The following is an 11484-nucleotide window of genomic DNA, read 5'->3' on the forward strand; positions in this document are numbered from 1 at the left end:
TCGGTCTCTTCGGAGTCGTTTTGTCTCTAAAAATGACTAAGGGTAAGGCATATGGATTTTAATATTGCTTTAATACTAGGACAGGATGGAATTACCAGTGGTGCGATTTATGCACTGCTGGCACTTTGCATTATCTTAGTTTTCACCGTCACACGGATTTTACTCATTCCATTGGGCGAATTTACCGTTTTTGGCGCACTCACCCTCGCATCCATTCAGGCGGGAACACCAAGTACCATTGTTTGGCTGGTCTCAGCTTTCTGTCTTGTCAATTTATGCTTGGATGCTTGGGAATCTCTCAGAAATAAAACAGCATTCCAGTGGAAAAAACAGCTCGGCTTAGTCGGTTACTGCATAATTTTAGTGTTGTGTATGTATCAACTGCCATTGGCTGATTTGCCGACTTTCTTCCAAATTTTGTTAACGCTTGCGATTATCACCCCACTGGGTCCAATGATGTATCGTACCTTCTTCCAATCCCTAGCATCTGCTAAATCCTTGGTATTGTTAATTGTTTCGATCGCATCTCATGTTGCCTTGGTGGGTGTGGGATTAATTATTTTCGGTCCAAATGGTGCGCAAACCAGACCGTTCAGTGAAGCCACTTTTGAATTGGGAATGCTCAGTGTGAATAGTCAAACGCTGTGTATTCTGTTTGCCTTTGTATTGTTGATTATTGCCCTGTGGTACTTCTTTGATAAGACCCTCTATGGCAAAGCCTTACATGCGACAGCGGTCAACCGTGTGGGCGCTCAGCTCATGGGTATCTCTCCAATTTTCGCAGGAAAAATCACCTTTGCCTTGGCGGCATTTATTGGCGCACTCTCAGGCATCTTGATTTCACCAATCACCACCTTGTATTACGACTCTGGTTTTGTTATCAGCCTGAAAGGTTTTGTGGGTGCCATTATTGGGGGCTTGGTCAGTTTCCCTGTGGCAGCCGTCGGTTCGATTGTGGTGGGCTTGATTGAATCATTCTCAATGTTCTGGGCAAGTGATTATAAAGAAATCATTGTCTTCACATTAATTATTCCATTCTTGATTTGGAAATCCCTCACTTCTCGTCACTCAGAGGAGGATGGCGAATGAAAGCAAAATATTTATTTATTGGCTTTGCGCTGATTACCATGATCAGTCCATTTATTCTGCCTGATTATCAAGTCACTTTACTTAACTACATTGGTTTAAATGCTTTAGTGGTACTGGGTTTAGTCTTGCTCACGGGTGTTGGTGGCATGACCAGCTTTGGTCAGGCTGCACTGGTGGGTATTGGTGCCTATACCACGGCATATATTACCGCGACTGAACAATTGCCATCATGGTTGGCGTGGACGCATGGCAGCCCTTGGGCAGCCCTGATTTTAGGTGTCATCATTACCATTATTTCTGCAATTATTGTCGGGGGCATGACGCTTAAATTATCAGGACATTATTTGCCACTTGGTACCATTGCGTGGGGCATTTCACTGTATTACTTTTTCTCCACCATTGAATCTTTAGGCGGTCATTCGGGAATCTCGAATATTCCAAGTGTTTCTGTGTTTGGTTATGCCTTAGATAGCAGCAATAAAATGTATTACCTGATTTGGTTAATTCTATTCATTGCGATTATCTTGACCAAAAACCTGCTCAACTCCCGTGAAGGACGTGCTATTCGCGCCTTAAACGGTGGTCAGCTCATGGCAGAGTCTATGGGGGTAAATACCTTTAGATCCAAGCTGGTTGTTTTTACCATCTCCTCTATTTTTGCCTCCATTTCAGGGTGGCTATATGCCCACAATCAAGCCTTCATTAACCCAACACCGTTTGGGCTGCAAATGGGGATCGATTATCTCTTCATGGCATTATTGGGTGGTGTAGGACATATTTGGGGAGCGATTCTTGGTGCTGGTATTTTCACCATGGCACGCCAATGGCTACAAGATTTCTTGCCCATCATTTTTGGTTCCGAAGGGCATTATGAAACCATCGTTTTTGGTTTGTTGATTGTCGTGTTGATGCAAAAAGCACCATCAGGCTTATGGCCAATGCTGGTGAAATGTATTCCGCAACGCTTTAAACCTGAAAAAGATGCACATCTTGACATTGTGCCACCAACACGTGAATTACCATCTTTAGAGTTACCGCAGCAAGGCACATTAATTCTGGAAGCCAAAGATGTCACTAAAAAATTTGGTGGACTGGTAGCCAACAACAACATGAACCTCAGTATTTATGCGGGGGAAATTCTGGCCTTGATTGGACCGAATGGTGCGGGCAAAAGTACGATGTTCAATCAGCTTTCAGGGGTAGATGTTCCAACCAGTGGCGAAGTGATTTTCCTGGGTGAAAAAATTAATGGACAAAGCTCACGCGAGATTGCCAAAAAAGGTTTAAGCCGTACCTTTCAGCACGTGAAAATCATGCCTGAAATGACTGTGCTGGAAAATGCCGTGATTGGTGCACATCTACGTGGGCAAAAAGGGGTGTTGTCTTCAATGTTCGGTCTAGACCGCGAAGAAGAAAACAACCTGCTCAATGAAGCCAAATTTCAATTAGAACGCGTGGGCTTAGGCGATTATCTGTATACCGAAGCAGGCAATTTGGCACTTGGGCAACAACGTATTTTAGAAATTGCCCGTGCGCTATGTGCACATCCTTCACTGTTATTACTGGATGAACCTGCTGCGGGGCTACGCTTAAAAGAAAAGCAAGCCTTGGCAGACTTACTCACCAAACTACGCGCTGAAGGCATGGCAATTTTGCTGGTCGAGCACGATATGGATTTTGTCATGAATTTGGTTGACCGCGTGGTGGTGATGGAATTCGGACAAAAAATTGCAGAAGGCCTGCCAGAAGATGTTCAAAAAGATGAAGTTGTACTCGAAGCCTATTTAGGGGGTGCTGCATGAGCACAATAAATAATGATCAAGGTAAAGCACTGCTGGAAGTGAAAAACCTGAATGTTGCATATGGCAAAGTCGATGCCTTAATTGATTTCAATATGCGCGTGAATGAAGGTCAGATTGTTTCTGTGGTAGGGCCGAATGGTGCAGGCAAAACCACGTTACTTTCTGCAATCATGGGTGTGCTGTCCTCCAAAGGTAATGTCGACTTTGATGGTGAAGTCGGGCAATGCCCGCAGATTGAACGGATGGTGGTCAGAGGCTTAGGACTGGTGCCTGAAAAGCGTGAATTGTTCAGCTCTATGAGTATTGAAGATAATTTAATGCTGGGGGCTTTCCAGCGTTATCGTCATGGCGATCGCGGCTACAAAGATAGTTTGGAAGAGGTCTATAGCATTTTCCCACGACTGAAAGAACGTCGTCAGCAGGAAGCGGGTACTTTATCTGGAGGGGAGCGTCAGATGCTCGCTGTAGGACGTGCCCTCATGGCGAAACCGAAACTTCTCATGCTGGATGAACCGAGCCTTGGATTGGCGCCACTGATTACCCGTGAAATTTTCAAAATTATTGATCAACTTCGCGGTCAGGGTGTGTCTATTTTATTGGTTGAACAAAATGCGCGTGCAGCCTTGAAGCTGGCGGATTATGCCTATGTGCTAGAAATGGGTGAGCTGTCGATTCAGGGTAAAGGGGCGGATTTATTGGAAGATAAGCGCATTATTGAAAGTTATCTCGGTACCAACAGTAAGCACCAAGATGTATTGGCAATTTAAAAGTTGAGAGGGTGAAATGGACAAGTCAGCAAAAATCACGATTTTAGGCGCAGGTGCCATCGGGTGTACCGTCGCTGCTCGACTCATTTTGGCTGGCTATGAGCACGTCAGCCTGATTGTCCGTGGTGAAAATTTAAAGCAATTGAAGTCACAAGGAATCCAGCTTCAAGATTTGACTGGGACGCATCACGTGTATCCTGATCAAGTGGTTGAACATACTTCTGAGCTGGATGCACAGGATGTTATTTTTATTGCAACCAAAGCGGGTGCTTTAAAGCAGATTACGGCAACTCTGCATCATCTTTTGCATGATGAAACCGTGATTGTCCCGCTCATTAATGGCATTCCATTTTGGTATTTTTATCAGGGGGATAGCTCGCAACAGCCGTTAAAAACCATCCAATGTCTCGATACCGATCAGTATTTGATGCAGCATTTCCCACTGAAACATTTAATTGGTGCGGTGGTATTTATCACGGCTGAATTACAGGGTTATGGCAAGGTCCAGTCCAGTAATCCTTATCTGATTATTTTAGGCGAGCCATCCCACCAGATCACGCCTCGAGTGGAGCAGCTTCAGCAACTGTTTGCAGATACAGGCATTGAATCGCGTGTGCATGAAAGTATCCGTGATCAAATCTGGACCAAAGTCATTGCCAATTTAAGCTCCAACCCATTGTCGGTTTTAACGGGAGCGACCTTGCATGACATTTACTCACATCCACATTTACATGATGTTGTGACCAAAATGATGCTCGAAGCCCGTCAAGTTGCCGCTTGTTATGGCGCACGCATCAACATTGACCCAAAACTGTTTTTACAGTTGGGTGCGGACATGGGGGAAGTACATACCTCTATGTGGCAGGACTTTCAGAAGAAACAACCTTTGGAGCTTTCCGTGATTGCAGATGCCGTGCTTGAACTGGCAGAAGGCTATAACTGTCCGATGCCAGTCACAAAACAGATTTGTGAATTAACCAAATATTTAAGTGATCGCAATATGCAATCTGCCACAGAAAAAGTGGCTTAACACATAGAATAGATATAGGACAATTAAAGATGAACTCTACAGTGAATGCGTTAAATGTTTCAAAAGAAGAATGGGAACTGCGAGTTAAACTTGCACATTGCTATCATTTAATTGACTATTTTGGCTGGACGGAAACGATTTTTAATCACATTTCCGCGCGTTTACCAGGCGATGAACACTACTATTTAGTCAATCCATTTGGACTGAATTATAGTGAAGTGACTCCAGAGAACCTGTTAAAAGTCGATTTACATGGCAATAAGGTTTTAGCATCTGAATATGATGGCAATCCTGCAGGTTTTGCCTTACATAGCGCGGTTCATGGTGTTCGAGATGATATTCGCTGTCTAATTCATACCCATACCACACCCATTAGTGCCGTGGTACAAAAGAAATCGGGCTTTAAATATGACAGTTTCTATGGCGCACAACTTTATGGGCGTGTTGGATACCATAGTTTTGAAGGCATTACGTTATTTGCTGAAGAAAAAGAGCGAATGATTCAAAGCCTTGGCGATCATCATATTCTGGTGCTTAGAAATCATGGCATAGCTGTCGGTGAAAGTAGTATTGAGAAAGCCTTTTTCTTGTTGTGGACCGTACAACGCGCGGCTGAAATTCAGTGCCAAGCAGATGCGATGGGCGGAGAAGACGTACCTTTGAGTGAAGATGTGAAACAAAAATGTACCGATCTTACGGCAATGCTGATTCGAGAAAGTGGTTTCGCCAACAAGTTTTTTGATGCCATGGTCAGAAAAATGCATGAGAAATCTCGATGCTAATTTTTCTGAATCTGTCTCATTTCGTAAAGCTCAATAATTAATTTGAGCTTTACTTCGGATCTTCAAAAGCGGCTTCGCTCAGGCTTGCAAAGAGAAGAATGCGTACTTAAGTAATAGATGATTTTAAAAAGATGGATGAAAGTGCTTAAATAAATAACTCGGTAGCGACTAAAATTTATCTTTGTTCAAATTTTGATGTAAGATAAAGCATTATAAAATTTAATTTGTTAGAAAAATCAAATAAATTTCAATATATTGATTTAACTTTTTTCTTTGAAAATGGGGTCTGACTGAATGTGTATTTTTTTATAATTTTATAGATTTATGTTATTTAACAAAATCTTATGACTTGAAAGTGTAATGGTGGTGCTTGTATGTATATAGCTGCCTCCTTTAGAATCCAATTTAATATTCAATTAGTCTGAAGCATATGACCAATAAATACTCTAAATATTTCCCAATTCATGATGATTTTAATATTGATGATTTTCCGTATTACTGGATTTCACAAGTTTACGGCTTATATATTCACAAAATGGACAATGCGCTGAAAAACTATGGTTTAGATAACTCTAGACGACGTATTATTTTAGCGGCTTCTGCACGTCCAAACTCGAGTATTTCTGAGTTAGCAGAAATGACCATTATCAAAATTCCGACTGCGACCAAGATTATTTATCGTTTAAAAGATGAAGGTTTTTTAAATACCACTGCGTGTGAAACCGACAGTCGGATTACCCGTGTCAGCCTGACGGAAAAAGGTCATGAGATGGTGATTAAGATCAATGAAATTACCTCACTGCTACTAAATGATAGCTTCGCGGGGATTAAGCCTTCAGAACTTAATAAGTTGAATGATTTATTAAAAATTATTAAGCATAATTTGGCTTAATCTTATTCCAAACGCCTTCATCCAATAGGCTTCTTTCCTTAATTCCTTTTATTGTTCCCTATGGGAAAAATAAAAGGAGGGATGAAATCTTGAAAGAGGTCTGATTGTTCAGATGGACCGCTATTCATTTTTGAGTGGCGGTTTTTTTATGTTTATAACGAAAACGGTCCTTGTTCAGACCTAGATCAAATTGATTGAAAACTATTCGAATGCAAGGTGTTTGTTCCTAGCGCGTCAAGTCATGACGTTCGAGCCTTTTCTTTTCTTGGCATCACATTACAATTCTCAAGATCAGGAGGTATTGGTTATGAAAGCATGTTCTGTGCGCATAATGCAAAATGAAGGAAAGGCATTTGAATTAAATTGCCAGCGCGATACAAACAATGAAGTGATTCAAATTTTTGATTTGGAAGGCAATGCACTACCATTAAATCTGCGCAATCGTTGTGTGATTTGGAATGCAGAGGTCTGGTATTACTAAACCAGCCGACAAATAAAGTGCATCCCGAGTATTTTGGCAATGTGCAAGTGCATTGCCAAAATTTGTTATTGGTGGCTATTGTGGGAATGCCATCATTTAGGCGGGTATTCACATGAATAGGTTTTAAGCCTTACATATTTGAAATTTCGCGACGTGCCTAAAATTCAAGTTGTGCATTGGTTCAATAAAATGATGGAAAATTGCGAAATCGAATTTTAAATGCTATGTTTGATAATAAGTAAATATATGATTATTATAAAAATTAAAACATAAAACTATTTAATGAGATGTGACTTTCTAAATACAAAATCAATCGGTATGATGGGTATGGAATAGCAACTTTGAAGTGTTTTTAAAAATAAGTATAAAGCTATACCTTTGTGGTACTTCACATCAGGTGATTTATATTTTAAAAATGAAAGGGACAAGTTTTTAAAAAACACGTTGCTAGAGGTGTTCCTTCTATAAAACAACCAATCTCAGGATTTTGATTGGCATAAAAGTTGCTGATTAAGCAATATGGTCTTCGCTAGGTGAAAAGGATATGACATCACTCAGCCAACAGATGAATCTAAATCATTATTCGCATCAGGCGGATTTTGCCCAGAATTTAATGTCGACAATTTGTGGTGAGCATCGCCTTGATACCAGTGCTCGCGATACGCTGGATTTTCACTACGATGGTATGCGTTTACCCAATCGGAAAATGGCAATTGGTACGATTCGTTATGGTGCAAATGTCGCCATCAATATTTCCAATTTAAAAGCCTACAGCATCAGCTTGCCTTTACAGGGAACGCAGGCACTTTGGATGCGTGGCGAACAGTATCGTTCTAATGAAAATCGCGGACTGATTGTGTCGAATAATGATCATCAGGAATTGATTATCGATCGGGACTGTCAGAAGTTACAGGTGGTGATTCCCGAACGCAGTATGCATATGGTTTTGGCAGATCTACTCAATCAACCTATTGAGCAGCCGATCATTTTCAATCCTGAAATGCGGGTGGAATCGACCCAACTGATTGATGCTTGGTGGAAGAATATTCAGAATTTCTTGCAGTTTAATACGCAAAACAATGGATTTTTTGGTTTGCAAATGTTGTCCGATGATTATGAAAATTTTGTGATTAAGGCTCTATTGCTTTCTCAAGAGCATAATTATTCTGCTGCATTACACGCGCAGGCACAGCAGCAAGAACCGACGTATATCCGCAAGGTGAAAAGTTTTATTGTTGATCATGCGCATGAAGAAATCTGCGCTGAAGATTTGCAGCGTTTGGCGGGCGTTTCAAAGTCCAAACTGTACGATGAATTTCAGTACTATTATGGCACCAGCCCGATGTCTTATTTGCGTAAATACCGTTTGCAGCAAATTTATAAAACCTTAAGTCATGCCAATCCGAATGCCAAAATATCCATTTCAAAACTGGCTTATGATTGGGGTTTTACCCATCTCAGCCGTTTTTCACAGGACTATAAAGAGGAGTTTGGTGAAAAACCGAGTGAAACCAAAAGTAAGTTGCGTGAATAACTCCTTATAAACAACAAACCCCTGATTCATCAATCGAATCAGGGGTTTTTCTATGCAGGATTAAAATACTTTAGACCGAACTTTCCAACTTATACACGGCTTTGGCTTTAGACTTTTCATAAATGACTTTAAGGGTTAAAGCGGTAAATGAAATGAAGGTTGGAATTGCCAATACAAAGAAGATGCCACCTAAACTTAAGTTAAAGGTGAAAATGAGCGAACCGAAGAACGCGCCTAAGATTGCGCCAATACGTCCAATACCATGCATCCAAGACACACCCACTGCGCGGCAAACGGCTGGATAGAACATAGTCGCCAATGGCAGTAGTGATGACTGTGCTCCTGCAAGCAATGCACCAATCAAGAAAATGGTAATTCCAAGCAATAAAATATTTGAGCTGACTGCACCTGCAACTAGGAACAAACCGAATGCGATGAGGTAAGCATATTTAATGACCGTGGTTGGGTTCACTTTATCCATATACCAACCCATGATGGTTGCACCAATCACACCACCAAAAGGGAAGATGGCGGCAATTAAGCTAAATTGTTGTGTGCTAAAACCCGCAGTTTTTAAAATGGTCGGCATCCAGCTGGTCAAAAGATAGAACACCAACAGGCTGGTAAAGCAGCATAACCACAGCATGCTTGAACCCCATAAGTATTTGCCCAATACAATTTTTACAGGGCTTTCATTGGTGCTTTCTGTTTGTGGCAACACCAGTTTTACAGGTTCGCTAAACGGTTGTCCCTGAATTTTTTCCAAAATGGCGAGTGCTTTGTCTTGGCGATTGCGTGCAATTAGCGATTGGGTAGATTCGGGTAGCATGACCATAAGGGCGACTACAAGTAGCAATGGGATACTACCACCAATCATAATCACTTTTGCCCAGCCAAATGCTTCGAGTAAGTAGGCAGACAAGACTCCGCCACAGGAAATGCCCAACATGAAGCCGCAACCTGCCAATCCGGTAAGGAATGCTTTGCGTTTAACCGGCATATATTCAGACACCATGGTACTGATGTTGGGCATGGCTGCGCCTAATCCTACCCCAGTAATAAAACGGAAAATCATCAGTTCTTGGGTCGAGCTGGCGAAACCACAAAGGATGGTAAATACTGAGAACAACAGGGTCGTAATAACAACGATGCCTTTACGTCCAAATTTATCCGATAGTGGTCCCGAAATAATCGCACCAATTGACATCCCGACCAATGCAGCACTGAGTACGGGGGCAAGTTGTGGTTTGCTGATGCCCCAATCATCCAGTAAAGCAGGGGCAATAAAGCCAATAATGCCCGTATCTAACCCATCACAGAAAAACACCAAAAAGCCGAGAATAAAAACCAGCCATTGTAGGGGGGAGAGTTTCTCCCGATTGATAATATTATTTACTTCAATTGTTCTCATCATTATTCCTTCCTAACTTTTATTGATCTGGCGGGTGGATTCCCCGAGTCATCCCTTGCACCAGCGTTATGATTGGTTGAATTGCATGCTTCATTCAAAATGTGTGGCGTTGTATGTCTGTATTGGATTTCGTAGTAGCCCTTTCGGTGACAGGCTTGCTACGCAGTAATCTGTTGACTGAGGAAATAAGGGCTGAAAATCAGAATGAAGTAAGAACAAGAAGTTCATATTCAACTTGAGTCATCGGCTGGAGTATTTCCTGTGGACCTAACTTGATTGAACTATTTTTATATCCAAGGGACTATCCATTAACTCCTGAACTTCATCCATTTTTTCCATTCATGCTGGATAGTTTTTTAGGGATAGTTTTTTAGGGATAGTTTTTTAGGGATGGTTTTCTTGAAGCTACATAATTCCTGAATAATCAATATTGAGAAATGCAATTTAGAATTGCGCATGGATTGGATAGTGCTCGCAGCTTTTGGACAGTCAACCTGAAAATTTGGATAGAAGATAAAGCCATAACAAAGTCAGGAGTTGACGATTATGGCTGGTCAAACGATTCAGATAAAAACCAAGACTGGTAAACAATTTAGTGCTTACTTGGTCACCCCATCTACAGCGAAAGGACCGGGCATTGTACTGTGTCAGGAAATCTTCGGGGTCAATGCCGCGATGCGGGAAAAAGCAGATTTTCTGGCCGAGGAAGGTTACACCGTTCTTGTCCCTGACTTATTTTGGCGCAGTGCACCCAATATTGAATTGGGATATAGCCCAGAAGATTTTCAAACCGCTTATGCGCTTTATCAGCAATACGATGAAAACTTAGGCGTGGAAGATATTCAGGACAGTCTGGCTTATCTGCAAACACGTCCTGAATGTGATACCTCGGTTGGTCTAGGGGTTGTGGGATATTGTTTGGGTGGAAAGCTGGCGTATTTAGCCGCATGCCGTTTACCAGAAGTTGCCTGCGCCGTTGGCTATTATGGGGTCGGTTTGGAAAATGTACTGCATGAGCTGGCAAATCTTAAAGGACGTTTGGTGCTGCACATTGCAGAGTTAGATCAATTCACCCCACCAGATGCACGACAAGCGATTCTGCAAGCCGCGAGTCAATATAGCAACGTCAAAGCCTATATCTATGAAGATGTCGATCATGCTTTTGCACGACCAAAAAGCGAGCATTACCACAAACCCTCCGCACGCTTTGCTCATGAGCGCACGGTGACTGCACTGCATGACACGATTGGACCACATTATGACTTGGTGGCGTTATGGGAAGAGCATATTCGGCATGAGTTTGATACTCGAGATGTCCCAGCGACAATGGCAACTATGGTGGCTGAACCTTATGTCAATCACATTCCCACGCTAACAGGTGGTGTGGGTCAAAGTCAGTTGGCGCGCTTCTATCGCTACCATTTTGTACATCAAAACCCTGAAGACATGAAGATTACTTCTATTTCACGCACGGTGGGGTCAACGCAGGTGGTCGATGAATTCATCATGAGTTTTACCCACGACACCGAAATTGATTGGCTTCTCCCTGGAGTGAAACCCACAGGCAAATACGTCGAAATTCCAATGTTGGGCGTCATTCAATTTCGCGGTCCTAAACTGTGTCATGAACATATTTATTGGGATCAGGCATCGGTACTGGTGCAAATTGGTTTACTCAATCCCGAAGGTTTGCCTG

At 42.0% G+C, this 11484-nt stretch carries 10 protein-coding genes; 9 read left to right on the forward strand and 1 reads right to left on the reverse strand.

Annotation, left to right across the window (positions count from 1 at the left end; all coding sequences use genetic code 11):
- Window positions 1-51: 51 nt before the first annotated feature.
- The 8 genes from ACWQ4X_RS06350 (at window position 52) to ACWQ4X_RS06385 (ending at window position 8377) form a co-directional block, all read left to right on the forward strand.
- Window positions 52-1089 carry a branched-chain amino acid ABC transporter permease gene (locus ACWQ4X_RS06350; RefSeq protein WP_161932293.1) on the forward strand — a complete coding sequence of 346 codons (1038 nt, stop codon included), beginning with the start codon at window positions 52-54 and terminating at the stop codon, window positions 1087-1089.
- Complete coding sequence (locus tag ACWQ4X_RS06355; RefSeq protein WP_262450621.1) at window positions 1086-2891, forward strand: branched-chain amino acid ABC transporter ATP-binding protein/permease; 1806 nt, start codon at window positions 1086-1088, stop codon at window positions 2889-2891. Before ACWQ4X_RS06350 ends, ACWQ4X_RS06355 begins: the two co-directional genes overlap by 4 nt.
- Window positions 2888-3658 carry an ABC transporter ATP-binding protein gene (locus ACWQ4X_RS06360; protein ID WP_100242810.1) on the forward strand — a complete coding sequence of 257 codons (771 nt, stop codon included), beginning with the start codon at window positions 2888-2890 and terminating at the stop codon, window positions 3656-3658. Before ACWQ4X_RS06355 ends, ACWQ4X_RS06360 begins: the two co-directional genes overlap by 4 nt.
- A gap of 16 nt (window positions 3659-3674) precedes the next feature.
- Entirely contained in the window at window positions 3675-4688 is a 1014-nt protein-coding gene (locus ACWQ4X_RS06365) for a ketopantoate reductase family protein (protein ID WP_457903107.1), read from the forward strand.
- A gap of 29 nt (window positions 4689-4717) precedes the next feature.
- Window positions 4718-5470: a class II aldolase/adducin family protein gene (locus ACWQ4X_RS06370; protein ID WP_100242812.1), complete on the forward strand. Its 753-nt coding sequence runs from the start codon at window positions 4718-4720 to the stop codon at window positions 5468-5470.
- Window positions 5471-5900: 430 nt separating this feature from the next.
- Complete coding sequence (locus ACWQ4X_RS06375; protein ID WP_032068911.1) at window positions 5901-6362, forward strand: MarR family winged helix-turn-helix transcriptional regulator; 462 nt, start codon at window positions 5901-5903, stop codon at window positions 6360-6362.
- A gap of 307 nt (window positions 6363-6669) precedes the next feature.
- Window positions 6670-6843 carry a hypothetical protein gene (locus ACWQ4X_RS06380; protein ID WP_171334116.1) on the forward strand — a complete coding sequence of 58 codons (174 nt, stop codon included), beginning with the start codon at window positions 6670-6672 and terminating at the stop codon, window positions 6841-6843.
- A 544-nt stretch (window positions 6844-7387) separates the two neighbouring features.
- Window positions 7388-8377 carry an AraC family transcriptional regulator gene (locus ACWQ4X_RS06385; protein WP_457903108.1) on the forward strand — a complete coding sequence of 330 codons (990 nt, stop codon included), beginning with the start codon at window positions 7388-7390 and terminating at the stop codon, window positions 8375-8377.
- A gap of 70 nt (window positions 8378-8447) precedes the next feature.
- Here the strand turns inward: ACWQ4X_RS06385 and ACWQ4X_RS06390 are convergent, their stop codons facing one another.
- Window positions 8448-9788: an MFS transporter gene (locus tag ACWQ4X_RS06390; protein ID WP_457903115.1), complete on the reverse strand. Its 1341-nt coding sequence runs from the start codon at window positions 9786-9788 to the stop codon at window positions 8448-8450.
- Between the two features lie 546 nt (window positions 9789-10334).
- On the opposite strand from ACWQ4X_RS06390, the gene ACWQ4X_RS06395 reads away from it, so the two are divergent.
- On the forward strand, window positions 10335-11484 hold a 1150-nt coding region (locus ACWQ4X_RS06395; protein ID WP_457903109.1), incomplete at its 3' end, for a dienelactone hydrolase family protein.

The organism is Acinetobacter sp. NigerLNRRAM0016 (assembly GCF_054112845.1).

Excerpts from the sequence above, each read along its gene's own strand:
- ACWQ4X_RS06370 (WP_100242812.1), top strand. The coding sequence starts at position 4,718 with ATGAACTCTACAGTGAATGCGTTAAATGTTTCAAAAGAAGAATGGGAA.
- ACWQ4X_RS06365 (WP_457903107.1), top strand. The coding sequence starts at position 3,675 with ATGGACAAGTCAGCAAAAATCACGATTTTAGGCGCAGGTGCCATCGGG.
- ACWQ4X_RS06350 (WP_161932293.1), top strand. The coding sequence starts at position 52 with ATGGATTTTAATATTGCTTTAATACTAGGACAGGATGGAATTACCAGT.
- ACWQ4X_RS06375 (WP_032068911.1), top strand. The coding sequence starts at position 5,901 with ATGACCAATAAATACTCTAAATATTTCCCAATTCATGATGATTTTAAT.
- ACWQ4X_RS06380 (WP_171334116.1), top strand. The coding sequence starts at position 6,670 with ATGAAAGCATGTTCTGTGCGCATAATGCAAAATGAAGGAAAGGCATTT.
- ACWQ4X_RS06355 (WP_262450621.1), top strand. The coding sequence starts at position 1,086 with ATGAAAGCAAAATATTTATTTATTGGCTTTGCGCTGATTACCATGATC.
- ACWQ4X_RS06360 (WP_100242810.1), top strand. The coding sequence starts at position 2,888 with ATGAGCACAATAAATAATGATCAAGGTAAAGCACTGCTGGAAGTGAAA.
- ACWQ4X_RS06385 (WP_457903108.1), top strand. The coding sequence starts at position 7,388 with ATGACATCACTCAGCCAACAGATGAATCTAAATCATTATTCGCATCAG.
- ACWQ4X_RS06390 (WP_457903115.1), bottom strand. The coding sequence starts at position 9,788 with ATGAGAACAATTGAAGTAAATAATATTATCAATCGGGAGAAACTCTCC.